The sequence below is a fragment of the Neorhizobium sp. PAMB6716 genome (assembly GCF_058242805.1).
Window position 1 is genome coordinate 3,331,920 of the sequence record NZ_CM177835.1, and the last position, 25,238, is coordinate 3,357,157.

18 protein-coding genes are annotated in these 25,238 nt (G+C 61.2%); 9 read left to right on the plus strand and 9 right to left on the minus strand.

Annotation, left to right across the window (positions count from 1 at the left end; genetic code table 11):
• The first annotated feature begins 30 nt into the window (after nucleotides 1-30).
• From AC4CWH_RS16240 to trxA, 9 genes are all read left to right on the plus strand, one after another.
• Nucleotides 31-432, plus strand: coding sequence for a PTS sugar transporter subunit IIA (locus AC4CWH_RS16240; RefSeq protein WP_491283079.1), 402 nt, complete (start codon nucleotides 31-33; stop codon nucleotides 430-432).
• Nucleotides 433-440: 8 nt separating this feature from the next.
• Nucleotides 441-716: an HPr family phosphocarrier protein gene (locus AC4CWH_RS16245; RefSeq protein ID WP_491285499.1), complete on the plus strand. Its 276-nt coding sequence runs from the start codon at nucleotides 441-443 to the stop codon at nucleotides 714-716.
• A gap of 144 nt (nucleotides 717-860) precedes the next feature.
• A complete protein-coding gene (gene ahcY, locus AC4CWH_RS16250; RefSeq protein ID WP_491319533.1) occupies nucleotides 861-2,261 on the plus strand; it encodes an adenosylhomocysteinase in 1,401 nt (466 codons plus the stop codon).
• Nucleotides 2,262-2,454: 193 nt separating this feature from the next.
• Entirely contained in the window at nucleotides 2,455-5,034 is a 2,580-nt protein-coding gene (locus tag AC4CWH_RS16255) for an ATP-binding protein (RefSeq protein WP_491319534.1), read from the plus strand.
• Complete coding sequence (tsaE, locus tag AC4CWH_RS16260) at nucleotides 5,031-6,545, plus strand: tRNA (adenosine(37)-N6)-threonylcarbamoyltransferase complex ATPase subunit type 1 TsaE (RefSeq protein ID WP_491319535.1); 1,515 nt, start codon at nucleotides 5,031-5,033, stop codon at nucleotides 6,543-6,545. Before AC4CWH_RS16255 ends, tsaE begins: the two co-directional genes overlap by 4 nt.
• Nucleotides 6,546-6,552: 7 nt before the next feature.
• The gene (locus tag AC4CWH_RS16265; RefSeq protein WP_491319536.1) at nucleotides 6,553-7,290 is read left to right on the plus strand and encodes a nucleotidyltransferase family protein; all 738 of its coding nucleotides are present in this window, start codon (nucleotides 6,553-6,555) and stop codon (nucleotides 7,288-7,290) included.
• A complete protein-coding gene (addB, locus tag AC4CWH_RS16270; RefSeq protein ID WP_491319537.1) occupies nucleotides 7,287-10,496 on the plus strand; it encodes a double-strand break repair protein AddB in 3,210 nt (1,069 codons plus the stop codon). Before AC4CWH_RS16265 ends, addB begins: the two co-directional genes overlap by 4 nt.
• Nucleotides 10,489-14,055 (plus strand): double-strand break repair helicase AddA, encoded by a 3,567-nt coding sequence (addA, locus tag AC4CWH_RS16275; RefSeq protein WP_491319538.1) that lies wholly within the window; start codon nucleotides 10,489-10,491, stop codon nucleotides 14,053-14,055. The genes addB and addA overlap by 8 nt, the downstream gene beginning before the upstream one ends.
• A gap of 73 nt (nucleotides 14,056-14,128) precedes the next feature.
• The gene (gene trxA, locus AC4CWH_RS16280) at nucleotides 14,129-14,449 is read left to right on the plus strand and encodes a thioredoxin (RefSeq protein ID WP_491319539.1); all 321 of its coding nucleotides are present in this window, start codon (nucleotides 14,129-14,131) and stop codon (nucleotides 14,447-14,449) included.
• A 77-nt stretch (nucleotides 14,450-14,526) separates the two neighbouring features.
• Here trxA and AC4CWH_RS16285 read toward each other — a convergent pair whose 3' ends face one another.
• The 9 genes from AC4CWH_RS16285 to gyrB form a co-directional block, all read right to left on the minus strand.
• Nucleotides 14,527-15,870, minus strand: coding sequence for a bifunctional folylpolyglutamate synthase/dihydrofolate synthase (locus AC4CWH_RS16285; RefSeq protein WP_491319540.1), 1,344 nt, complete (start codon nucleotides 15,868-15,870; stop codon nucleotides 14,527-14,529).
• Nucleotides 15,871-15,898: 28 nt separating this feature from the next.
• Nucleotides 15,899-16,798: an acetyl-CoA carboxylase, carboxyltransferase subunit beta gene (accD, locus tag AC4CWH_RS16290; RefSeq protein WP_491319541.1), complete on the minus strand. Its 900-nt coding sequence runs from the start codon at nucleotides 16,796-16,798 to the stop codon at nucleotides 15,899-15,901.
• Between the two features lie 39 nt (nucleotides 16,799-16,837).
• A complete protein-coding gene (gene trpA / locus AC4CWH_RS16295; protein WP_491319542.1) occupies nucleotides 16,838-17,677 on the minus strand; it encodes a tryptophan synthase subunit alpha in 840 nt (279 codons plus the stop codon).
• Nucleotides 17,678-17,679: 2 nt separating this feature from the next.
• Nucleotides 17,680-18,900, minus strand: a complete 1,221-nt coding sequence (gene trpB / locus AC4CWH_RS16300) for a tryptophan synthase subunit beta (RefSeq protein WP_491319543.1) — start codon at nucleotides 18,898-18,900, stop codon at nucleotides 17,680-17,682.
• Complete coding sequence (locus AC4CWH_RS16305; protein ID WP_491319544.1) at nucleotides 18,897-19,568, minus strand: phosphoribosylanthranilate isomerase; 672 nt, start codon at nucleotides 19,566-19,568, stop codon at nucleotides 18,897-18,899. The genes trpB and AC4CWH_RS16305 overlap by 4 nt, the downstream gene beginning before the upstream one ends.
• Nucleotides 19,569-19,639: 71 nt before the next feature.
• The gene (locus AC4CWH_RS16310) at nucleotides 19,640-20,398 is read right to left on the minus strand and encodes a M48 family metallopeptidase (RefSeq protein WP_491319545.1); all 759 of its coding nucleotides are present in this window, start codon (nucleotides 20,396-20,398) and stop codon (nucleotides 19,640-19,642) included.
• 91 nt (nucleotides 20,399-20,489) lie between these two features.
• The gene (locus AC4CWH_RS16315; protein ID WP_491319546.1) at nucleotides 20,490-20,918 is read right to left on the minus strand and encodes a DUF2852 domain-containing protein; all 429 of its coding nucleotides are present in this window, start codon (nucleotides 20,916-20,918) and stop codon (nucleotides 20,490-20,492) included.
• Between the two features lie 153 nt (nucleotides 20,919-21,071).
• Nucleotides 21,072-22,352 carry a polyhydroxyalkanoate depolymerase gene (locus tag AC4CWH_RS16320; RefSeq protein ID WP_491319547.1) on the minus strand — a complete coding sequence of 427 codons (1,281 nt, stop codon included), beginning with the start codon at nucleotides 22,350-22,352 and terminating at the stop codon, nucleotides 21,072-21,074.
• 329 nt (nucleotides 22,353-22,681) lie between these two features.
• Entirely contained in the window at nucleotides 22,682-25,114 is a 2,433-nt protein-coding gene (gene gyrB / locus AC4CWH_RS16325) for a DNA topoisomerase (ATP-hydrolyzing) subunit B (RefSeq protein WP_491283096.1), read from the minus strand.
• Nucleotides 25,115-25,238: the final 124 nt, after the last annotated feature.

Genomic DNA, 25,238 nt, shown 5'->3' on the forward strand with positions numbered 1-25,238 from the left:
CGTATCCGTATCCTGGGGGGTGATTTCAATATGATCGGACTGGTGCTTGTCACCCATGGCAAGCTGGCTGAGGAATTTCGTCATGCCCTCGAGCATGTCGTGGGCCCTCAGAAAAACATCGAGACTGTCTGTATCGGTCCGGAGGACGATATGGACCAGCGGCGGCAGGATATCGTGGATGCGGTGGGCAGGGTCGACAGCGGCAATGGCGTCGTCATCCTCACCGACATGTTCGGCGGGACCCCGTCCAATCTCTCGATTTCCGTGATGAACAGCGGCAAGATCGAGGTGATCGCCGGCGTGAACCTGCCGATGCTGATCAAGCTCGCCGGCGTGCGCGCCGATAACGACATGGCAAAGGCTCTCGCCGACGCAGCCGATGCCGGCCGCAAATACATCAACGTTGCAAGCCGCGTGTTGAGCGGCAAATGAACACCCAGATGCAAGCCCTGACCCGAGAACTGCTGATCATCAACAAACGCGGCCTGCACGCGCGCGCTTCGGCGAAATTCGTGCAGATGGTGACGGGCTTTGACGCGGAGGTCAGCGTCTCCAAGGACGGTATGACCGTCGGCGGCACCTCCATCATGGGCCTGATGATGCTGGCGGCCAGCCCCGGCTGTTCGATCGAAGTGAGCGCCACCGGCACCGATGCCGAGGCAGCCCTTGAGGCGCTCACGCAACTCATCGCCGATCGATTTGGCGAAGAGATGTAACGATCATATAAAGACTTCTTTATATCATTATTGCTAGTTTTCGGGAAGCCTGCTAAACGGCAGGCAAGGTCGTTGCCCTGTGCAACGGCACCTGTGTTGCTGCTTGCCGATGAGCGGTAGCCCCTGCAAAGCTGGAGAGCCACCATGAGCATTGAGAAAGATTACATCGTCGCCGACATCGCGCTTGCCGATTACGGGCGCAAGGAACTCGACATTGCCGAAACCGAAATGCCGGGCCTGATGTCCTGCCGCGAGGAGTTTGGTGCATCCAAGCCTCTGTCCGGCGCACGCATTTCCGGCTCGCTGCACATGACGATCCAGACCGCCGTTCTGATCGAGACCCTGAAGGTTCTGGGCGCCGACGTGCGCTGGGCCTCCTGCAACATTTTTTCCACCCAGGATCATGCCGCCGCCGCCATTGCCGCTGCCGGCATTCCTGTTTTCGCCGTCAAGGGCGAGAGCCTGACCGAATACTGGGATTACACCGACCGCATCTTCCAGTGGACCGATGGCGGCACCTCCAACATGATCCTCGATGATGGCGGCGATGCCACCATGTACATCCTGCTGGGCGCACGTGCCGAAGCGGGCGAGGATGTTCTCTCCGTTCCGGGTTCGGAAGAAGAAGAAATCCTGTTCGCGCAGATCAAGAAGCGCCTGAAGGCTTCGCCCGGCTGGTTCACCAAGCAGCGCGATGCAATCAAGGGCGTCACCGAAGAAACCACGACCGGCGTTCACCGTCTCTATGATCTCGCCAAGAAGGGCCTGCTGCCCTTCCCGGCCATCAACGTCAACGACAGCGTCACCAAGTCGAAGTTCGACAACAAGTACGGCTGCAAGGAATCGCTGGTCGACGGCATCCGCCGCGCAACCGACGTGATGATGGCCGGCAAGGTTGCCGTCGTCTGCGGTTATGGCGACGTGGGCAAGGGTTCGGCCGCTTCGCTGGTCGGCGCCGGTGCGCGCGTGAAGGTGACGGAAGTCGACCCGATCTGCGCCCTGCAGGCTGCCATGGACGGTTTTGAAGTGGTGCAGCTCGAAGACGTCGTCTCGTCTGCCGATATCTTCATCACCACCACCGGCAACAAGGACGTCATCCGCATCGAGCACATGCGCGAGATGAAGGACATGGCGATCGTCGGCAACATCGGCCACTTCGACAACGAGATCCAGGTCGCCGCGCTGAAGAACCTGAAGTGGACGAACATCAAGCCGCAGGTGGACATGATCGAGTTCCCCAAGGGCAACCGCATGATCATCCTGTCGGAAGGTCGCCTGCTCAATCTCGGCAACGCCACAGGCCATCCGTCCTTCGTCATGTCGGCCTCGTTCACCAACCAGGTGCTCGGCCAGATCGAGCTTTTCACCAAGCCTGCCGAATACAAGCCGGGCGTCTATATCCTGCCCAAGCACCTCGACGAAAAGGTCGCGCGCCTGCATCTGGCCAAGCTCGGCGTGAAGCTGACTGAGCTTTCCACCGAACAGGCGGCCTATATCGGCGTGTCCCAGCAGGGCCCGTTCAAGGCAGACCACTACAGGTACTAATTTTCACTAAACTATCCACAATATATGGTAGCCGCGCACTTGACAAATGCGCGGCTTCTTTTTTTGCCGCCACCCTTTGCCCGGATTCCCGAAGCAGTTATTGTTCTCAGACTTGATTCGCGCACCTGTTTCGTGTCGCGCGGACTGGGATGTCTTGTCGGCGATGCGGCACATGGGACGGAGACAGACCCGAATGGCGGTAAATTCCAAGGCTCCTCTTGTAGGGGCTCGAAAAGATGTTGGTTGCGACGAGGCACCGGCATCGACACATGAACTGAAGGCTGAGGGCCTGGCGAAAGCCGGGCGCTTTCGCTTCAATCGGCTGTATCCTCTGGTACGGGCGGGCCTTGCAGGCACGGCGCTTTCCGGTTTTGCCGGTGCAGCGTTTGCGCAGGATGCCGCCTATGGCGCAACACGGCTGTTCACCTCGTCCGAGGTGATCTTCTCGTCGCTGGCCATCGGTGCGATTGCAGCAGCGCTGCTGTCCACCATCTGGCTGGTGCGCCAGCGTGGCAATCTGGAGGCCGAAAGCGAGGACATGCGCAGCGCGCTGTCTGAAGCTCAGCAGCGTATTTCCAAATACGAAGCGCTGATTGCCGACAAGAACCGCCGGATCGTGATCTGGGAAGCGGGGCCCTCGCGCCCGGAATTCCTCGGCCAGCTGCCGGTGGAAACCGGCGCGCCGCAGGAAGACCGCGAGTTCCTTGCCTTTGGCAAATGGCTCCGGCCGCATTCGGCTGCAGAGCTTGAGCGCGCCATAGAGACGCTGCGTGGCCATGCCCGCAGTTTCGAAATGGTGGTGGAAACGCAGCGTGACGAAATTCTCGAAGTGCAGGGCCGGGTCTCCGGCGGCAAGGCCTTCATCCGCTTTATCGCGCTCAACAATCTTCGCGCGGAACTCGCGGAGTTGAAGATCGAGCGCGAACGCCTCGTCACCTCCATGGGTCTGTTCCAGTCGCTGCTCGATGCGCTGGAACAGCCGGTCTGGCACCGCGATCCCGATGGCAACCTTGCCTGGGTTAATCATGCCTATGGCGAAGCCGTGGAAGCGGCAAACGCAGCGCAGGCCGTCGAAGAAGGCCGCGAGTTTCTCGGCACCATCGCGCGCGAAAAGATCCGCGCCAGCACCACCATAACCTCGCCCTTCCATGAGCGGGTTTCGACCGTCGTGCGCGGCAATCGCAGCGTCTTCGACGTGGTGGATGTGATCGGCAAGGGCGGATCCGCCGGCATGGCAGTGGATGTCTCGGAAGCGGACGCGATCCGTGCCGAACTGACGCGCACGCTCAAAAGCCATGCCGAGACGCTCGACCATTTGGCAACGCCCGTTGCCATCTTCGACCGTGACCAGCGACTGCAGTTCTATAACCAGGCCTTTGCGCGCCTGTGGGATCTCGATCTCGGCTTCCTGGAAAGCCGGCCTGATCACAACGAGCTTCTCGACCGGCTGCGCAGCCAGAACAAGCTGCCGGAGCAGCTGAACTGGCGCAACTGGAAGGAAAGCGTGCTTTCCGTTTACCGGTCGCTGGATACCCAGACCAACCGCTGGCACCTGCCGAACGCCCAGACCCTGCAGGTGATTGCTACCGCGCATCCACAGGGCGGCGTGACCTGGGTGTTTGAAAACCTCACCGAACAGGTGGATCTGGAAACCCGTTACAACACGCTGGTCAAGGTGCAGGGCGAAACCATCGATCATCTGGCCGAAGGCGTTGCCGTGTTCGGGCCGGACGGGCGCATCCGCCTGTCCAACCCGGCATTCAGGGCCATCTGGGGCATTACCGACGACCAGACCAAGCCCGGCACCCACATCAAGGCCATCGAAGCGGCCTGCGCCATGGAATATGACAAGCCGGATGGATGGCGTCTGTTTGGCCAGATGCTGACCAATTTTGATGATGAGCGCCCCTCGCTGCAGGGAACGTTCGAGCTTTTCTCCGGCATCGTGCTGGATTATGCGGTCATTCCGCTGCCGAATGCCCAGACCATGCTGACCTTCGTCAACATGACCGACAGCGCGCGTGCCGAACGGGCATTGAAGGAAAAGAACGAAGCGCTGCGCAAGGCAGACGAACTGAAGAACGATTTCGTTCAACACGTCTCCTACGAGCTACGCTCGCCGCTCACCAACATCATCGGTTTTACCGACCTCCTGAAGACGCCGGGCATCGGGCCGCTCAACGAGCGCCAGACGGAATATGTCGACCATATCTCGACGTCCTCGGCGGTGCTGCTCACCATCGTCAACGATATCCTTGATCTGGCAACCGTCGATGCCGGCATCATGGAGCTGAACTATACCGAGATGGATATCGACGACCTGCTGGATGACGTCGCCATGCAGATCTCCGACCGGCTTTACGAAAACTCCGTGACGCTGGAAATCATCGCGGCGAAAAATCTCGGCACGATCGTCGCGGACCAGCAGCGCCTGAAGCAGATCCTGATCAAGCTCGTCACCAATGCGGCCAATTTCTCTCCGGAAGGCGCGACAGTTACCTTGAGCAGCTGGCGCAAGGGTTCGGACTTCTTCTTCTCCGTCGCCGACCATGGTCCCGGCATGAGCGAAGACATGCTGAAGACGGTCTTCGACCGCTTCTCCAGCGGCAAGGGCGGCAAGAAAAGCGGTGCGGGGCTTGGCCTCTCCATCGTTGAAAGTTTCGTCACGCTGCATCATGGCGACGTCAAGATCGACAGCCAGACCGGTGAAGGAACCACCGTCACCTGCCGTATCCCGAGCGCCATCACCGCCCGGTCCATTGCCGCCGAATGAACGACAACACCCCTCTCCATCTTGCCCTCTCAAGCGAGGCGGACACGATCCGCCTCGGTGAAGATCTGGCACTGGCGCTGAAGGCCGGCGATTGCCTGGCGCTGTCGGGCGATCTCGGCGCCGGCAAATCGACGCTCGCGCGGGCTTTCCTGCGCGCCATGGCAGACGATGACGATCTGGAAGTGCCAAGCCCCACCTTTACGCTGGTGCAGGCCTATGATCTGCGCATTCCTGTCGCCCATTTCGATCTTTACCGACTGGCCGATGGTTCTGAGCTGGATGAACTGGGTTTTGACGAAGCGCTGAACGACGGCATCTGTCTGGTGGAATGGCCGGAAATGGCCGATGCGCAACTGCCGGGTGATCGGATCCGCCTCACCCTCGTACATGATGGCGATGGCCGGCGGGCGGAATTTAACGGCCCGAAAGCCGCGCTCGATCGCATCCGCCGGGTGCTGGCCATCCGCGCCTTTCTCCAGACCCACGGTCATGGCGATGCCCGGCGGCGCTTCCTGACCGGCGACGCATCGCTTCGCGCCTATGAAACAATCACCGGCAGCGACGGCAAACGCACCATCCTGATGGACTGGCCGCTTCGCCCGGAAGGCCCGCCGGTGCTGGATGGAAAACCCTATCCGAAGGTCGCGCATCTCGCCGAAGACGCCTACCCCTTCGTCGCCATTGCCGAATATCTGCGGCGCATGGGTCTTGCCGCACCGGAAATTCTGGCGGTCGACTATACCGCCGGGATCCTGCTGATCGAACATCTGGGTTTTGACGGCGTGCTGGATGAAGACGGGCAGCCGATCAGGGAGCGTTACCGCGAAAGCATCGCCTGCCTTGCGCATCTTCACCAAAGCCCGCTTCTGCGGGAACTTCCGGTCACGCCCGACCATACGCACAAGGTGCCGGATTTCGATCCCGTCGCAATGAAGATCGAGACCCGGCTGATCCTTGACTGGTATCTGCCGTGGCAGCGCAAAGGCGGCACCGTCAGCGAGGCGGAACGCCAGTCCTATGGCGCGATCTGGGATGGCCTGATCGAAAAGCTTGGGGCTTGCGAGCACCACCTGCTGCTGCGCGACATGCATTCGCCCAACCTGATCTGGCGGGCAGAACACAGCGGGCTCCAGCGCGTCGGCCTCATCGATTTCCAGGATGCGATGATCGGCCCGACCGCTTATGACGTCGCCTCGCTGGTGCAGGATGCCCGCGTTACCATTCCCCCTGCCCTTGGCGAAGATCTGCTGCAGCATTATCTTGCGCTGCGCCATCAGCAGGGCAAATTTGATGAGGCCGGGTTCCGGCAAGCCTTTGCGATCATGGCAGCGCAGCGCAATTGCAAGCTTGCCGGCCTCTGGGTGCGCCTGAAAGACCGCGACGGCAAGCCCGGATACATGAAGCATATGCCGCGCACGCTTGCCTATCTCGCATCCGCCCTGCAACATCCGGTGCTTGCGCCCTTGCGCGATTGGATGGCAGAAGCTGGAATAGAGTTTAGACAATCATAGGTTCCGGATGATCATCGAGAATGCCATGGTGCTGGCCGCGGGGCTCGGCACCCGCCTTCGCCCCTTGACCGACCTCACACCAAAACCGCTTGTACCGGTGGGCGGGCGACCGATGCTGCATTACGTGCTCGACCTTCTGGTGGAGTGCGGCGTCAAACGCCTTGCCATCAATGTCCATCACCATGCCGACCAGATGGAAGCTTATTTGGCGGCCCGCGGCGATCTCGACATCCTCATCTCCGATGAACGGCAGCGCCTGATGAACAATGGCGGCGGGCTGATCAAAGGCCTGACGCTTCTGCCGCCGGGACCGGTTCTGGTCATGAATGCCGACCTCTTCTGGGTCAACGAACCCGCCGGCGAAGCCTCCAACCTCACCCGCCTCATCAAGACCTTCGATCCGGACGCAATGGACATGCTGATGTTGTGTGCGCCGATGGACCGGACAATCGGCCACAATGGCACGCGTGATTTCCACATGGACCCGGCGGGCCGCCTGACGCGTTACCGCGAGGGAGACGCTCATCCCGTGGTGTATGCCGGCGCCTTTGCCGTAAACACGACCTTCTTTGATGATGCGCCCGACGATGCCTTCAACCTCAACCTCTGTTTCGACAAGGCCATTGCCCGCAACCGTCTCCACGGCATCGAGCTTCATGGCGACTGGATCACCGTCGGATCGCCGGAAGGGCTTGAGGAGGCCGAGACTTTCCTAAAGAATTCTTCGCCAACGGGCGGAGCATGAGTGCGCGCGGGCAAAAACGCGTCCTGACTGTGCCCGCGGCGGTGCCTTTCCTGCGCACGGTGGCACAAAGTCTTTGCGATGGCCGGCTCCTCTCCTCCTTCCGTTATGAGGCAAGCGATCCGCTGTCGCTCTCGAAGGTGACGATCTACGTGCCGACACGGCGCGCAGCCCGCGTGCTGCGCTCGGAATTTGTCGATCTTCTCGGCGGTCGCTCGGCCATCCTGCCGCTCATCCGGCCACTTGGCGAAACCGATGACGATGCCGGATTCTTTGATCTGGTGGCACCGGAGGAGATGGATCTTTCCATGCCGATCAGCAGCACGGCCAGGCTTCTGGAGCTTGGCCGCCTGATCCTTGCCTGGCGCAATGCCCTGCCCCGCGCCATCATGGATGTGCATCAGGAATCGCCGCTTGTGGCGCCGGCAAGTCCGGCGGATGCCATCTGGCTTGCCCGCGCACTTGCCGAACTGATCGATGCCATCGAAACCGAGGAACGCGACTGGTCGGATCTCGAGCGGCTGGAAACCAGTGATCATTCGCTCTGGTGGCAGCTAACGGCAGAATTCCTGAAGATTGCCAGCAGCTTCTGGCCCTCTCGGCTGGAAGAGTTGCGCCGTTCCTCGCCCGCGCGCCACAAGGCCGCGATCCTCAACGGCGAAGCACGCCGGATCGGGGAACGACTGCATGACGGCCCGGTGATCGTCGCCGGTTCCACCGGCTCAGTGCCGGCCGCTGCCAATCTCATCGCCGCAATCGCCAACCTGCCGAACGGCGCCGTGGTGTTGCCGGGGCTCGATCTCTTCATGCCTGATGACCAATGGCAGATGCTGGGCGAGCAGATGCCGGGCACCCGGCCCGACCCATCAGGCCGCAGCCACCCGCAATACGGCCTTCACCGGCTTTTGCAAAAACTTCAGATCCGCCGCGATGAGGTAGAGCCGCTTGGCAACGCGCCCGAAGACCTGACAACGCGGGCCAAACTCCTCTCACAGGCACTTGCGCCCGCCGAGGCCACAGACCGCTGGAACGACTGGCGGCAGGAAACCGAACTTTCCGAAATCCGGGCGGCCTTTGCCGATATCAGCCTCATTGAAACCGCCAATGAGCGGGAGGAAGCCGCAGCCATTGCCATTGCGCTGCGCCTCGCGCTGGAAAAGCCCGGCATCGACGGCGGCGAATCGCAGGCGGCACTGATCACGCCGGACCGGGCGTTGGCCCGGCGGGTATCCGCCGAACTTGCCCGCTTCGGCATCACGGCCGACGATACCGCCGGCACACCGCTTTCCGCGACGCCACAGGGCACGCTTCTGGCGCTGACGCTGGAAGCCATTTTGCGGCCGGGCGATCCGGTGGCCATCACCGCACTCATCAAACATCCGCTGGCCGTGTTCGGTCTTCCGGCCGATCAACGCAAGCAGGCCGGCGAGGCACTGGAGCTTCTGGCATTGCGCGGCGGCATCGGCGAGCCGGATATCGCAACGCTTGAGGCACTTCTCGCGCGACGGCTGAAAGAACAGGCAGAGGATCGGCACACACCGCAATGGCGGCTGTCGCTGCCGGAAAACGGAGCCGTGGATGCGCAGACACTCGCGCAAAACATTGCCCGCGCCGTCGAACCGCTCGCCTCCGCACTCATCGCCAAGCGACCCGACGGCCGCAGCCTGACGGCACGGCTGCCGCTGTCTGACTGGGCGGAACGAACCGGCCGGGCGCTGGAAGCCATCGCGGCCGGGGCCGACGGCGATCTACGGGCACTCTGGACGGGCGAAGCCGGCGAACGGCTGGCAGCACTTCTCGCAGAAATCATCGAGACGGATGGTCAGATCGAGGCCGATGGCCCGCAATGGATCGACATTATCGCGGCATTGCTGACGAGCGAAGCAGTAAAACCCCGCGCGCTCAGCCATCCGCGCATCTTCATTTTCGGCACGCTGGAAGCGCGGTTGCAGAGGGTCGATACGCTCATTCTCGGCGGCATGAACGAAGGCTCCTGGCCGGGACAATCGGTCAACAACCCCTTCCTGTCGCGCACCATGAAGACCGATATCGGCCTTGAACCACCGGAGCGGCGAATCGGCCAGCTGGCGCATGACTTTGAGATGGCAAACGGCACGCGCCACATCATCTATTCGCGTGCGCTCCGCCAAGGCGGCGCGCCAACCGTCGCTTCACGCTGGCTCCAGCGCTTGCTGGCACTCGGTGGCGAGGCGCTGGCAAAGGATCTGCGGGCGCGCGGTGATGTCTACCGGACATGGGCGCGGCTTCTCGACCGGGCCGATGCGAGCGAGCGCCAACCGCTTGCGCGCCGCCCTGCCCCCAAGGCGCCAGCGGAACTGCAGCCGACGAAATATTCCTTCAGCGAAGTCGGACGGCTGCGCCGCGACCCTTATTCCATTTATGCCCGCCGCATCCTGAAGCTCGATCCGCTTTCCCCCTTCAACGAGGATCCGGGTGTTGCCGAGCGTGGCACGCTCTATCACCGCATCATCGAACGCTACACCCGGGTTGCTCCTGTTCCCGGCTCACCCGAAGCCTGGCAGGTGATGGAGCGGCTGATTGACGAGGAATTTCTGGCCGAGACGCTACCAGTTCACATCGATCAGGTGTGGCGTCCGCGTTTTCGCGAGGTAGCCCGCGCCTTCCTGCGCTGGGAAGCAGACCGCGCGCCGGATATTCGCCGGACCTATACCGAACTGCCCGCCGGGTTTGAAATTCCCGGCGCTGGCATTCGGCTGACCGGCATTGCCGACCGCATCGACATCAAGGGCTCAGGATACGCCGATATCATAGATTACAAGACGGGCCTCAGCCCCTCGGTGGCGCAGGCCCGGGCACTGCTCGATCCGCAATTGCCGCTCGAAGCCGCAGCCCTTCAGGCCGGCGGCTTCAAAGGCATCGGTGCGCTGCGGCCGGATAACCTGCTTTATGTCCGTCTCCGACCCGGCGAGCGTTTCACGTGCGACACTGTGAATAACGAGGGTGGGCGCGAAACGGCGCGCAGCAAGCCGAAGTCGGCTCAGGAATTGGGTGAGGATTCGATCGAGCAATTGACCGCCTTCGTTATTCGCCTGCGCGACGGGAATGTCGGTTTTGCCTCGCGCCTGATCCCGGTCATGCAGAGCAATTTCGGCGGCGAATACGATCATCTGGCGCGGGTGGCGGAATGGTCGACAGCCGATGCCGAAGAAAGTGATGCCGATGAGTGAGCTGCAATACCATTTGCCGGATGTCTCAGAACTGGCGGATGATCCGCAGATCTGGCTGACCTGGACGGCGCGCCAGCAGGCGCTTGCCTCCGATCCCATGGGTTCCGCCTGGGTGTCCGCCAATGCCGGCTCGGGAAAAACCCATGTGCTGACCCAGCGGGTGATCCGGCTGTTGCTCGCCGGCTGCCGCCCGTCCGCCATTCTATGCCTCACCTATACCAAGGCGGCAGCGTCGGAAATGTCCAACCGCGTGTTCCAGCGATTGGCCGAATGGGCCGTGTTGCCGGATGAGAAACTGGCCGAACGGATCGCCGGCATTGAAGGCCGTGAGCCGGATTCCTTCAAGCTTGCCGATGCGCGGCGCCTGTTTGCCAAAGCGCTCGAAACGCCGGGTGGCCTGAAGATCCAGACCATTCACGCCTTCTGCGAGGCGCTGCTGCACCAGTTCCCGCTGGAAGCGAATGTTGCCGGGCATTTTTCGGTGCTGGACGATGCCTCGGCTTCTGCACTTCTGGCCGAAGCCCGCCGGTCGCTGCTGACGGCCACCTCCGCGGAAGAGGATTCAGCCCTCGCCGCAGCCTTTGCCCATGTGCTGGATCTCGGGGACGAGACCGGTCTGGAGGGCCTCATCTCCGACATCATCGCCAATCGCACCGCAATCCGCCGGTTCCTTGCCGAAGCAGATGACCACGGTGGTCCCGACGCGCTGTTGCGAAAAACGTTTGACCTCGGCAAAAATGACAGCGAGGCCACGCTGATCGAAGCCTATTGGCCGCTTCCCGGCCTCTCCGGCCCGCTGCTTGGCCTTTATCTCGAACTTGCCGAGGCAAAGGGCGGCGCAAAGGCGGGCGAAGCGGGACTTATGCTGAAACGGGCGCTGGCCGAGCCAGATCCGTTTGCGCGTGCCAAAATTCTCGATCAGGTGTTCCTGACGCAGGCCGGCAAGCCGAAGGCAGACAGCTCGCTTGTGGCAAAAGCCATGCTGACGGCTGCCCCGCAACTGGCTGACGCCGTGGCGGCAGCGCGCCAGCATGTGGTGGATACCCGAGAGCGCTTGCGCATCCTGCGCATGTTCGAGGCGACCCGTGCGGCCCTGACGCTCGCGGATCGGTTAAACGAGGATTACGAAGAACTGAAGCGCCGCCGCAGCCTGCTGGACTTCGAGGACCTGATTGCCCGCACCGCTGATCTTCTGACCCGCGACGGGGTCGGCGCCTGGGTACATTACAAGCTCGACCAGGGCATCGACCACATTCTGGTCGATGAAGCGCAGGATACGAGCCCGGTGCAATGGGCGGTGATCAAATCGCTGGCGGAAGACTTTTTCTCCGGCCACAGCGCGCGCGAAACCCGGCGAACGATCTTTGCCGTCGGCGATGAAAAACAATCGATCTATTCCTTCCAGGGGGCCCGTCCGGAGCGGTTTGCGCAGGAGCGCTCCGAAACCCAGAAGCGGGTGGGGTTGAGCGGTCAGGCCTTTCATCCGGTACGGCTGCCCCTCTCCTTCCGCTCCACCGCCGATGTGCTGAGCGCCGTCGATCAGGTGTTTTCGCTGGAAGCCAATGCACGGGGCCTGAGCGCTGTCGGCGATCCCGTCATCCACCGGTCAAACCGCATCGGCCATGCGGGTGCCGTGGACCTCTGGGAAACCGTGGTGCCTGATGTCGCCGATATCGAGGATGACTGGACGGCGCCATTCGATGCCACGCCCGACCGGGCACCCTCTGCCATTCTGGCCGCCCGCATGGCGCATGTGATCGGCGAGATGATCGGCCGCCAGACCATCATCGAGAAAGACCATGAACGTACGATCCGTCCGGGCGATATTCTGGTTCTGGTGCGCAAGCGCGACGCCTTCGTTAATGCGCTGACGCGGGCCCTGAAGCGGCGCGGCGAAATTCCCGTTGCCGGGGCCGACCGCCTGAAGCTCACCAACCACATTGCCGTTCAGGACCTGATGGCGCTCGCCCGCTTCGTCCTGCAGCCGCATGACGACCTGTCGCTGGCCGCAGCACTAAAAAGCCCGCTGTTCGATCTGACCGAAGACGATATTTTTGCGCTGGCAGCACTCAGGCCTGCAGACACCAGCGTCTGGCAGCACATGCAGGACTTGGGGCAAGACGGTGACATCAGGCTTTCCGCCGTGGTTGCCCGTTTGCATGACATCATCGGGATGGCGGCGCGTTTCAGCGTGCATGACTTCTTTGCCCGGATTCTCGGAGCCGATGGCGGGCGCAAACGGTTCCTTGCCCGGCTTGGCAGCGAGGCCGCCGATATTCTCGACGAGTTCCTGAGCCTTGCGCTTGACCATGAGGACAAGACGCTGCCGGGCCTGCAGAGCTTCATTTCCACATTGGAGCTGGAATCGCCCACCATCAAGCGCGAGCAGGATAGCGGACGCGACGAGGTGCGCATCATGACCGTGCATGCCTCCAAGGGGCTGGAGGCGCCGGTGGTGTTTCTGGTCGATAGCGGCTCGAAAGCCTTCATCCACTCGCATGTGCCAAAGTTCCGCTTCCTGAAGATCGACGGTCGCGACGTGCCGGCCTGGGTGCCGGGAAAAACCCTCTCCAACGCGCTGACCTCGGCCGACGACGAACGGGTGAAGCTGGCGGCCGAGGAAGAATATCGCCGCCTGCTTTATGTCGGGATGACGCGCGCTGCCGACCGGCTGATCGTTTGCGGTTATCGCGGCAAGCTGGAAAACGACGAGAGCTGGCAAGCTATGGTCGCCCGCGCACTGTCAGCCGATGGCGACCGCTGCAAGGCCGCAAGTTTTTCCGGCGCAGACGGGCAATGGGATGGGTACCAGTGGCGCGCACCGGCCGGCCCGCTGCGCCAGATTGCAAGGCATGAGGAAGCAACAGCCGCGCCAGCGCAGGAGAGCCTGCCCGAGGCCTTGTCTCGTCCATTGCCGCCATCGCGCCCCCTGCCCCGGCCGCTCAGCCCCTCCGGCGCCGGTGTGATGATTGACGAGGAGGATGGCGAGGCGACCTTTGTCTCTCCGCTGTTTGGCGAAAAAGCATCCTCCGGGCGTGCCCTGCAGAAGGGTCGGCTGACACACCGCATGCTGCAGATGCTGCCGAGCTTCCCCCCGGCAGAGCAGGAGGATGCGGCCCGACGTTATCTGTCCCGCACGGCGGGCTTCTGGTCGCAGCCCGAAAGGCAGGCGCTTTTAACCTCGATCATGGCGGTGTTGCGCCATCCGAACCTTCAATCCGTCTTTGATGCCCATGCCCAGCCGGAGGTATCGATCATGGGCACACTGCTGCTGAACGGCCGCAATCACGCCGTCTCCGGCCGCCTCGACCGCCTGAGCGTCTCGGCCGATGGGACCGTCACCATTCTCGACTACAAGACGAACCGTTTTGCACCCCGATCCGCCACAGAGGTACCGTTGGCCCACCGGGCCCAGCTTGCCATCTACCGGGAAATCCTGAAGCCGCTTTATCCGGATCGGGAGATTGCCTGCGTGCTGGTCTACACGGAAACAGCAGCCGTCATCACGCTTCCACCGGCGCTGCTTTCCCGCTCCCTTGCCGAACTCAATACAAAGTGAGATAGGCAGCATTGAATTTGACGCGGCCGCGCATCACATTCTTGCCAACACGAAATCGTTGAAGGAGAGCCCCATGGCTACCGTGAAAGTCGACAATGCGAACTTCCAGTCGGAAGTTCTGGAATCCGCCGAACCCGTCATCGTGGATTTCTGGGCTGAATGGTGCGGCCCGTGCAAGATGATCGCGCCGAGCCTGGAAGAAATCTCCACGGAGATGGCTGGCAAGGTGAAGGTCGCCAAGCTCAACATCGATGAAAACCCGGAACTGGCCGCCAAGTTCGGCGTGCGCTCCATTCCGACCCTTGCCATGTTCAAGGGCGGCGAAGTCGCCGACATCAAGGTGGGTGCAGCGCCGAAAACCGCGCTCTCCGCCTGGATCTCCGGCGCCATCTAAGCGCAGCATCGACAACCAAAAGAAAAGCCCGGCATTGACCGGGCTTTTTTCATGGACGCAATTTGGGAAGGATAATCTTATTTCGGCGGTGTGCCGTTATCGGCGAGAACGTTTCCGGCCAGATAAAGCGAGCCACCGATGAGGATGCGCGGCGGCAGCTGCCCTTCGATCTGGCGCTCGGTGATTTCCTTCAGCGCGTCGGCAACCGTCAGCGACGGCTCGGCCACGAGACCTGCGTCATAGGCGGCATTGGCCAGAACCACCGGATCAAGTCCCGCATCGCTGCCGCGGATCGGCACCGCAAAGACATATTCGGCAATATCGGCAAAAGCGCGGAAATAGCCGATTGGGTCCTTGGTGTTGAGCATGCCGATGATGAGATAAAGCGGACGGGCCTGTTTTTCCTCAAATGATGCCATGGCTTCGGCAATCACCTCGCCGGCACCGGGATTATGCCCACCATCCACCCAGATTTCTGCCCCGGCTGGCGCGTATTGAAGAAGGGCACCTTCCGTCAGTTTCTGCAGACGGCCCGGCCATTCGACTGAAGTCATCGCCGTTTCCATCATCGCTTCGGTGACGGGAAAACCCGCTGCCTTTACGGCGCGGATCGCAGCGGCCGCATTCGCCAGCTGATGTCGGCCCGGCAGGCGCGGCAGAGGCAGGTCGGCAAGGCCGAACTCATCCTGATAGACCATCCTGCCAAATTCTTCGTGGGCGGTAAAATCCTGCCCGTAAATGGTTGCCGGAGAACCAAGACGATCGGCGGTCGCGGCAAGCGTTTCGCGCGCTGCCTCAAATTCCTGGTGGCCAATCACCACCGGGCGGCCCTTTTTGATGATACCGGCCTTTTCGGCTGCAATCAGTTCCACCCGGTCTCCCAGATAGGCCTGATGGTCGAACGAGATCGGCATGATGACGGATACGGCCGGATTATCGACGACATTGGTGCAATCGAGACGTCCACCCATGCCGACCTCGATGATCACGGCATCGGCGGGACGTTCGGAAAACAGCAGAAAGCCGGCGGCCGTCAGGATCTCGAACACGGTGATGGCTTGGCCCGCATTGGCCTCGGCCACCCGGCGCAGCGCATCGGCAAGATCGGCATCCTCCACCAGCGTCCCCGGCTCGCCCTTGCGGCCGATCCGGTAACGCTCATGCCAGTGGACGAGATGGGGCGAGGTATGAACGTGAACGGAATAACCGCCAGCTTCCAGGAGCGCACGACAGAAGGCCGAGACGGAGCCCTTGCCATTCGTGCCGGCGACATGGATCATCGGCGGCAGTTTCAGCTGGGGATTACCCAGAACCTCCAGCAGGCGACGCATGCGCCCAAGGGTCATGTCAAAACCCTTGGGGTGCAGTTTCATCAGGTCATTGATGACCTGTTCCGCCTCGCTGTGGGCCACGTCGTTCATGTCAGTCCCCGAGGCGTTCATCGGAAAATCAGGCGCTGAGTGCGAGCGGTTGCCCTGCTTCGTCGCTCGTATCGCCAGCTGGCTGCTTCAGCATGATCTTGAGGATCGTGGCCAGCGTGTGAGCGATATCGTGGCGCTTGACCACCATGTCGACCATGCCGTGCTCCAGCAGATATTCCGCAGTCTGAAAACCTTCCGGCAGCTTTTCGCGCAGCGTCTGCTCGATAACGCGCTTACCGGCAAAGCCGATTTCCGCGCCGGGCTCGGCAATGTGAACATCGCCCAGCATGGCATAGGACGCGGTTACGCCACCGGTCGTCGGGTTCGTCAGAACCACGATATAGGGCAGGCCCTCTTCCTTCAGCATATCGATGGCAACAGTGGTGCGCGGCAGCTGCATCAGCGAGAGAATGCCTTCCTGCATGCGCGCGCCGCCTGATGCCGGGAAGATCACAAGCGGGCAACGTTCAGCCAGCGCCCGTTCGGCTGCCTTGACGATCGCCTCGCCGGCGGCCATGCCGAGCGAACCGCCGATGAAGTTGAATTCATGCACGACGGCGACAAGCGTCAGCCCCTCGACCTTGCCGAGACCGGCCAGGATCGTATCTTCCTGCTCGGTCTTGATGCGGCTGTCCTTCAGGCGGTCGGCATATTTTTTCGAATCGCGGAACTTCAGCGGGTCCTGCGCCACCTTCGGCTGCGGCAGGTTTTCAAAAACGCCGCCATCGAACAGGTCAGCCAAACGCGCCTTGGCCGGCATCTTCATGTGGAAACCGGAGGCGGGAATGACCCACTTGTTTTCTTCCAGGTCCTTGTGGAAGACCATTTCGCCGGTTTCCGGGCACTTGATCCAGAGGTTCTCCGGCACTTCCCGGCGACCCAGCATGGAATTGATGCGCGGGCGCACATAGTTGGTGATCCAGTTCACGGGCAAAACTCCTGATTGACCATCGTCAATGTGGTAACTTTATTCGGCAGCAGCAAGGCGTGCCGAACGAACGCCGGTGGCAAGGCCGCGCACCAGCGTCGAGACTGCGGAAATCGTGTGGCTTGTCGCACAGCCTTCAGCATCGAGACTGCCGGCCACCTGGGCAACGATGGCAGAACCCACCACCACGCCATCGGCGGCGGCACCGATTGCCTGCGCATGATCGGCCGTCTTCACGCCAAAGCCGACACAGACCGGCAGGTCCGTATGCGCCTTGATGCGGTTGACGGCCGTTGCGATCTTGGACAGATCCGGCAGGGCCGAGCCGGTGATGCCGTTCATCGAGACATAATAAACGAAGCCCGATGTGTTCTGCAGAACTTTTGGCAGGCGCTTTTCATCGGTCGTCGGCGTCGCAAGGCGGATGAAGTTGATGCCCTTGGCCAAAGCCGGGATGCACAGTTCATCGTCCATCTCAGGCGGCAGGTCGACAACGATCAGGCCGTCGATGCCCGCTTCGAGCGCTTCATCCAGGAAGCGTTCGACGCCGAAGGAATAGATGGGGTTGTAATAGCCCATCAGCACGATCGGCGTCTTCTGGTCGCCTTCACGAAAAGCGCGGGCGAGATCCAGCGTCTTCGCCAGTGTCTGACCACCGGCGAGGGCCCGATGGCCCGCCATCTGGATCGCGGGACCATCGGCCATCGGATCGGAAAACGGCATGCCAAGCTCGATGACATCGGCACCGGCTTCCGGCAGCGCCTTCATGATGCCGAGCGAGGTTTCGAAATCGGGATCACCGCCCATAAAATAGGTGATGAGTGCCGGACGGCCCTCAACCTTCAGGTCGGCGAAACGTGCGTCCATACGTTCAGTCATGATCAGAGACCCATTCCGAGAAGCTTGCCGACGGTGAAGATGTCCTTGTCGCCACGGCCACAGAGGTTCATCAGGATGATCTGGTCCTTGTCCATCTTCGGTGCGCGCTTGATGACTTCGGCCAGCGCATGGCTGGGCTCGAGCGCCGGAATGATGCCTTCGGTGCGCGTCAGCATCTGGAAGGCGGCGAGCGCCTCGTCATCCTTGATTGGCACATATTCGACGCGGCCGGTATCGCGCAGCCACGAATGTTCAGGCCCGATGCCGGGATAATCGAGACCGGCCGAGATGGAATGGCCTTCCTTGATCTGGCCGTCATCGTCCTGCAGCAAATAGGTACGGTTGCCATGCAGAACGCCGGGGCGGCCGGCCGTCAGCGAAGCACAGTGTTCCTCGCCCTCCAGCCCCTTGCCGCCGGCTTCGACGCCAACGATCGCAACGCTTTCGTCATCGAGGAAGGGATGGAAGAGGCCGATGGCGTTCGAACCACCGCCCACAGCTGCCACCAGCATGTCCGGCAGGCGGCCTTCGGCTTCCATCATCTGTTCGCGGGCTTCCTTGCCGATGACCGACTGGAACTCGCGCACCATTTCCGGATAGGGATGCGGGCCGGCGGCCGTGCCGATGATGTAATAGGTATCGTCGACATTGGTCACCCAGTCGCGAAGGGCCTCGTTCATCGCGTCCTTCAGCGTGCCGTGGCCGGAGGTCACGGGCTTCACCTCGGCGCCGAGCAGCTTCATGCGAAACACGTTGGGGGCCTGACGCTCGACATCGGTTGCACCCATATAGACGACACAAGGCAGGCCGAAGCGGGCGGCAACGGTGGCCGATGCCACGCCATGCTGGCCGGCACCGGTTTCAGCGATGATGCGGGTCTTGCCCATGCGCTTGGCGAGCAGGATCTGGCCGATGCAGTTATTGATCTTGTGGCTGCCCGTGTGGTTCAGCTCATCGCGCTTGAAATAGATCTTTGCGCCACCCAACTCCGCCGTCAGGCGCTCGGCGAAATACATCGGGCTCGGACGTCCGATATAATGCTTGCCGAGATGCGCAATCTCGGCCTGAAATTCCGGATCGGTCTTGGCCTTGTTCCACTCGTCCTGCAGGTCGAGGATCAGCGGCATCAGGGTTTCAGCCACGAAGCGGCCGCCATAAATGCCGAAGCGTCCGTCTTCATCGGGACCGGCCCGGAAGGAATTCGGTTTCAGAGGCTGGTTCACGTCTCTACTCCCTTTGATCCACTGACGCGCCACGCATCGATCCTGTCGAAGAAGGCGTTCATCTTGTCGAAGTCCTTGATACCAGGTGCGCTTTCCACGCCCGAGGACAAGTCGATGCCACGCGCGCGCGTCGCCGTCAGCGCCTGAACCACGTTATCCTTGTTCAGGCCACCGGAAAGCATGTAATCGACGCTGTCGTCAAGCACGTCCATGATCGCCCAGTCAAACGAAACACCGTTACCGCCGGGAAGTTCAGAGCCTTCAGGGGCCTTGGCATCGAACAGGAAGCGATCAGCAAGCCCGTCATAGGCTTCGATCTTGCGCAGATCATCCGTGCCGCGCACGGAAAACGCTTTCATCACAGGCAGGCCATACAGCGCCTTGACCGTCAGGACGCGATCAGGGGTCTCGGCACCGTGCAACTGAAGGATATCCGGCTTCAGGAAGGCAATGATGTCTTCCAGCTCTTCGTTATCGGCGTTGACGGTGACGGCGACGATTTTTGCGCGTCCCCTCACCCGGTCAGCCAGAATGCCCGCACTCATCGGATCGATGTGCCTTGGGCTCTTCTCGAAGAAGATGAAGCCGATATGGGTCGCGCCGCGGGCCACCGCCAGATCGACGGCCTCCGGTGTCTTCAATCCGCAGATTTTGATATCTGGTGTCATGGAAAGGCGGATTCGCATGTTTTGGGCGTTGAGTCGAGCCATATTGCGGCCCTGCGACCAAGGCGCCCGTCTCAGCTGAAATCGATGGCGTGCAGTTGCGACCCGTTCTGTTTCAGCCAGCTCCGGGCCGCCTCCATTCCCGGGCAAAGCTTTTCGCAAAGCGACCAGAATTGCGGCCCGTGGTTCATTTCCTTCAGGTGCGCCACCTCATGGGCGGCGAGATAATCGATGACGGAGGGCGGTGCCATGGCGATCCGCCAGGAAAAGCTCAAGTTACCGTCCCAGGAGCACGATCCCCAGCGGCTGCGGGTATCTTTCATCGAGAGCGACTTGACCGGCTTGCCGACTGCGGCCGCATGGCGGGCCACCAGCTTTTCCAGATCCGCCCGCGCTTCCTTCTTCAGGAATGCGGCAAGCCGTCGCCCCAGATGGTCTTCCAGCCCGCTCACCCGGATCACGGGCTCACCGTCTTCTTCGCCACATTCGGTCAGGCCACGAAGAGAACCGGTATGAACGATGCGATGCGGCACGCCGCGAAGAGAAAGCGTACCGCCGGGGCGTAAACCAGAATCGGCGGCAAACTTTGCAAGCTTCATCCGCAGCCAGTCGTCATGGCGGATGAGAAAAGCGTCGATCTCGCGCTTGGCAAGGCCTGTCGGCACGGTCAGCCGCAGCGCACGTCCACCCGGTTCGATGCGCAGCGTGATGCGGCTTGCCTGGTGATGCTCGCGGATCGTCAAGGGCATGGCGCGATCGCCGACATGCAGCACGCGCTCGGTCTTCTTGACCGGGGGCTTGGTCTTCTTCGACTTTTTCAAGAGGGCGAACATGCGGTGGTTCTAGCCAGCCTTGCCACGGGGGCGCAACAGAAAACCGGCACCTTGCGGTGCCGGCCAGGATCTTTCGTCAGGATGGCAGCTATCAGACCGCTGGATACTGGGTGTCTGATCCGCGACCGCGACGCTCACGCATAAAACGGTCGAACTCTTCCTGATCCTTGGCACGGCGCAGTTCGCGCAGGTAGGAATCGAACTCCTCGCGCATTTCGTCCATCCGGCGGCGTTCCTCTTCCATGCGGTCGAGTTCTGCCTTGCGCCAATCGTCAAACGCAACATTACCGGTGGAATAGGTGCCGTTGGCAAAGGGCGAGCGGCGGCCGGACCGGCGCAGGCCGGAAAAGAAGCCGTCTGCCCTTGCATTCGCGTCGCGTTTAAAATCGCGAAGTCGATCACCGAACAGGATATAGGCGAGCATGGCAAGGCCAAGCGGCCAGAAGACCACAAAGCCGAGCACCATCAGGGCGATGGTCGCCGGCGTCCATTCCGGACGTATCAATGCTTGCTGGTTCATGGGGTGTGTTACCTCAGTTGTCATACGAACCGGCCTCATGCCTGCTCGTCTGATCTCGATTTGGTAAGTGCTGCACCCGCCTTCAAGAAGGGCCCTTGCCAAATCGGCAAAGGCCCTGATTTTATTTCAGGAAATCGGCATGTACTCGAGGTATCAGGCGGATTTGCCGCCCTTGATAACCCGTGGAACCGGTGCCTTGCGGGCCACTTTTGTGTGAGCGCGGGCGAAAGCCAGGATGCGCGGTGCAATTTCGCGGCGGAAGCGCGAGCCGTTGAAGACGCCGTAATGACCGACATCCGGCTGCACGTAATGTTCGCGCAGAGCGTCTGGAATATTCGGGCAGATGGTCTGCGCAGCCTTCGTCTGACCGACACCCGAGATATCGTCGTTTTCGCCTTCGATGGTCAGCAGCGCGACGTTGCGGATGGCTGATGTATCGACCTTGGCGGAACGGTGCATCATCTCGCCCTTTGGCAGCGAATGCTTGATGAACACGGTATCGACCGTCTGCAGATAGAATTCCGCCGTCAGGTCCATCACGGCCAGATATTCGTCGTAGAAGTCGCGATGCTTTTCCGCCGATTCACCATCGTTCTTGACGAGATGCTGGAAGAACTCCTTGTGCGCGACCACGTGGCGATCAAGGTTCATCGACATGAAACCGGAGAGCTGCAGGAAGCCCGGATAGACCGGCCGCATGAAACCGGCCTGCGGCCAGGGCACCGTCATGATCACATTGTCCTTGAACCATTTCAGCGGACGGTCCTGGGCAAGCTTGTTGACGGCGGTCGGGTTGATGCGTGTGTCGATCGGTCCGCCCATCAGCGTCATCGAAGCGGGCGCCAGAGGATCGCCGGCGGCTTCCATCACGGCTGCAGCAGCAAGCACCGGCACGGAGGGCTGACAGACACCGACAACATGGGTGTTCGGCCCGAGGTGATGCAGCATCTCGATAATGTAGTCGATGTAATCGTCGAGATCGAAGAGACCGTCCGTCACCGGCACATTTCGCGCGTCCTGCCAGTCTGTGATGTAGACGTCAGCGCCCTGTATCAGCGCCTCGACCGTGCCGCGCAGCAGCGTCGCATAGTGTCCGGACATCGGGGCAACGACGAGGATCTTCGGATCAGCATCCCTGCCCTTCGGCAGCGCCCGTTCAAAATGCAGGAGATCGCAGAACGGCTTTGACCACACCACCTTTTCCGTCACGGCGACAGTCTCGCCATCGACAGTGGTTGTGGGAAGGCCGAATTCCGGCTTGCCGTAACGCCGCGTCATCCGTTCGAAGACTTCAAGACCGGCCGCATAGGTGCGGCCCATCGTGGTCTTCGCAAACGGGTTCATGGGATTGTCATAGAGGAAGCGCATGGCTTCAGTTGAGGCGCGAAGAGGCGCCATCGCGGCGTGGTTCAACTCATAAAGTTGGTAGAACATGCGAAGCGCCACCTTTCTTTCCGATGTACTTGCCTGCGCCATAAGGGGCGCAAGACGAGATCTAGCATGGGGGAGGTAAACTAACAGGTTACATGTGCGGCGCAATATCGCCGAAAGCGGTAGACGCTATCAAGCGTGATGGAGCGCCCTGCCTCAATCCGAAGAGAGACATAAAGTTCCGTTGCGAGCGCAAGCCGTTCTGCAACATTGTTCGTACTGGCTTTTTGGCTTGAACCGCATTCGACGCGGGCCTTTTCGAACCAGAGGTTCAAAAAGAATGTTTCACGTGAATCAATCCACAGGAAAGATTCACGTGAAACAATTTTTGATCAGATGTCGAGGTTGGCAACGCTGAGCGCGTTCTCCTGGATGAACTCGCGACGCGGTTCGACCTCATCACCCATCAGGCGGGCGAACATGCCGTCCGCATCCGTCGCATCGAGAACCTTCACCTGCAACAGCGAGCGGACGTTCGGATCAAGCGTCGTTTCCCAAAGCTGTTCGGCGTTCATTTCGCCGAGACCCTTGTAACGCTGCATCGACAGGCCCTTGCGGCCAGCCGCAAAGATCGCATCGAGCAGAGCGCGGGGGCCGGCAATCTCGAACTTGCCTTCCTTGCGTGTGAGGATCGGCGGCGTGCCATAGATATCGTGCAGGCGGGCCGTCATCTGGTCGATATGGCGGGCATCGGCCGAGCCGATCAGCGCCACGTCAAGGAAAGCGGCTTCCTTCACGCCACGCACCATGCGCTCGAAGCGGATGCCGCCTTCCGGCGTCACGTGGCCAGACCAGCCGCGTTCGGTCTCTTCCGCAATGATATCGAGACGGCGCGCCACTTCGTCAGCCGTTTCCTGCGCACGCACCGGATTGTCGGTGAGTTCCGGATTAAGCGCGCCGGCAATGGCGGCCTGTTCAACGATCGCGCGGCTATAACGCGAATGCAGACCATCGAGCAGCGAGCGCAGACGCAGCGCATCGGCAATCACATCGCGCAGATCGGCAGCAGCTCGTACTTCGCCGGACCCGAGCGTCAGCGTTGCGTCCTCGAGGCCCTGGCCGATCAGGTACTCTTCCAGCGCCTTTTCGTCCTTCAGATACTGCACGGACTTGCCGCGCGTCACCTTATAGAGCGGCGGCTGGGCGATATAGAGATGGCCGCGCTCGATCAGTTCCGGCATCTGGCGGAAGAAGAAGGTGAGCAGAAGCGTGCGAATATGAGCGCCGTCGACGTCAGCGTCCGTCATGATGATGATCTTGTGATAACGCAGCTTGTCGGCGTTGAACTCGTCCTTGCCGATCGACGTGCCAAGGGCGGTGATGAGCGTGCCGATTTCCTGGCTCGACAGCATCTTGTCGAAGCGCGCACGTTCCACATTGAGGATTTTGCCGCGCAGCGGCAGGATGGCCTGGCTTTCGCGCGAGCGGCCCTGCTTGGCCGAACCGCCAGCGGAGTCACCTTCCACGAGGAAAAGCTCGGACTTTGCCGGATCGCGCTCGGAGCAGTCGGCAAGCTTGCCGGGCAGCGAAGCGATATCGAGCGCGCCCTTGCGGCGTGTCAGTTCGCGGGCCTTGCGAGCGGCTTCGCGAGCCACGGCTGCTTCAACAACCTTGCCGACGAGGATCTTGGCTTCGGTCGGATGCTCTTCGAACCAGGTGCTGAGCGCCTCGTTGACGAGGTTTTCAACGACCGGGCGCACTTCCGACGAAACCAGCTTGTCCTTGGTCTGCGACGAGAATTTTGGATCCGGAACCTTGACGGAGAGAACGGCGGTCAGGCCTTCGCGGCAGTCTTCACCCTGCAGCGTCACCTTTTCCTTTTTGGTGATGCCGGATGTATCGGCATAGGAGGTGATCTGGCGCGTCAACGCGCCGCGGAAACCGGCCATATGCGTGCCGCCATCGCGCTGGGGAATGTTGTTGGTGAAGCACAGCACATTTTCATGATAGCTGTCGTTCCACCACATGGCGACTTCGACGGTGATGCCGTCCTTCTCGCCCTTGATCGCCACCGGCGTGTTGACCAGCGGCTTCTTGGAGCGGTCGAGATAACGTACGAACGCTTCCAGACCGCCGTCATAGAGCATTTCTTCCTGGCGGATGTCGGACTTGCGTTTGTCGGTCAGCAGAATGCGCACGCCGGAATTCAGGAACGCGAGTTCGCGCAGGCGATGCTCCAGCGTTCCGTAGTCGAAATCCGTCTTGGTAAAAGTGTCTGTGCTCGGCAGGAAAGTGACTTCCGTGCCGGATCGACCTTCATATTCGCCGATGATCTTCAGGGGACTGTCGGGAACGCCGTGGGTGAAGCTGATTTCGTGAACGCGGCCGCTGCGGCGGATCTTGAGGTTCAGCTTGACGGAGAGCGCGTTCACCACGGACACGCCAACGCCGTGCAGACCACCCGACACCTTGTAGGAGTTCTGGTCGAACTTGCCGCCGGCATGCAGCTGGGTCATGATGACTTCGGCGGCCGACACACCCTCGCCGGTGTGGATATCGGTGGGAATACCGCGGCCGTTGTCGGTAACGGTGACCGATCCATCGGCGTTCAGCGTAACGGTGACGATGTCGGCATGTCCCGCCAGCGCTTCGTCGATCGCATTGTCGACGACTTCGTAGACCATATGGTGGAGACCGGAGCCATCGTCCGTATCCCCGATATACATGCCGGGACGTTTACGAACCGCGTCAAGCCCTTTCAGGACCTTGATCGAATCGGCTCCGTATTCTGCACTCGCGCTATCGCTGACGGGTGTATCGCTCATCAATCAACTTTCTAGTTTCTTGGCTGCGGACGGTGAGGCGTCGAATCACCGTTGTCCTTGACACGGACTATAGGAAGTTCCGGCCCTGTTTCCAAAGCGTTGGCTCGCGAAAACAGGGGATGAC

Bases quoted from the DNA above. Each gene is read 5' to 3' on its own strand.
- tsaE (WP_491319535.1), top strand. From the start codon at position 5,031: ATGAACGACAACACCCCTCTCCATCTTGCCCTCTCAAGCGAGGCGGAC.
- addB (WP_491319537.1), top strand. From the start codon at position 7,287: ATGAGTGCGCGCGGGCAAAAACGCGTCCTGACTGTGCCCGCGGCGGTG.
- AC4CWH_RS16310 (WP_491319545.1), bottom strand. From the start codon at position 20,398: ATGTTCGCCCTCTTGAAAAAGTCGAAGAAGACCAAGCCCCCGGTCAAG.
- trxA (WP_491319539.1), top strand. From the start codon at position 14,129: ATGGCTACCGTGAAAGTCGACAATGCGAACTTCCAGTCGGAAGTTCTG.
- AC4CWH_RS16265 (WP_491319536.1), top strand. From the start codon at position 6,553: ATGATCATCGAGAATGCCATGGTGCTGGCCGCGGGGCTCGGCACCCGC.
- AC4CWH_RS16320 (WP_491319547.1), bottom strand. From the start codon at position 22,352: ATGTTCTACCAACTTTATGAGTTGAACCACGCCGCGATGGCGCCTCTT.
- AC4CWH_RS16305 (WP_491319544.1), bottom strand. From the start codon at position 19,568: ATGACACCAGATATCAAAATCTGCGGATTGAAGACACCGGAGGCCGTC.
- gyrB (WP_491283096.1), bottom strand. From the start codon at position 25,114: ATGAGCGATACACCCGTCAGCGATAGCGCGAGTGCAGAATACGGAGCC.
- ahcY (WP_491319533.1), top strand. From the start codon at position 861: ATGAGCATTGAGAAAGATTACATCGTCGCCGACATCGCGCTTGCCGAT.
- AC4CWH_RS16245 (WP_491285499.1), top strand. From the start codon at position 441: ATGCAAGCCCTGACCCGAGAACTGCTGATCATCAACAAACGCGGCCTG.
- AC4CWH_RS16240 (WP_491283079.1), top strand. From the start codon at position 31: ATGATCGGACTGGTGCTTGTCACCCATGGCAAGCTGGCTGAGGAATTT.
- trpA (WP_491319542.1), bottom strand. From the start codon at position 17,677: ATGACTGAACGTATGGACGCACGTTTCGCCGACCTGAAGGTTGAGGGC.
- AC4CWH_RS16255 (WP_491319534.1), top strand. From the start codon at position 2,455: ATGGCGGTAAATTCCAAGGCTCCTCTTGTAGGGGCTCGAAAAGATGTT.
- addA (WP_491319538.1), top strand. From the start codon at position 10,489: ATGAGTGAGCTGCAATACCATTTGCCGGATGTCTCAGAACTGGCGGAT.
- AC4CWH_RS16315 (WP_491319546.1), bottom strand. From the start codon at position 20,918: ATGAACCAGCAAGCATTGATACGTCCGGAATGGACGCCGGCGACCATC.
- AC4CWH_RS16285 (WP_491319540.1), bottom strand. From the start codon at position 15,870: ATGAACGACGTGGCCCACAGCGAGGCGGAACAGGTCATCAATGACCTG.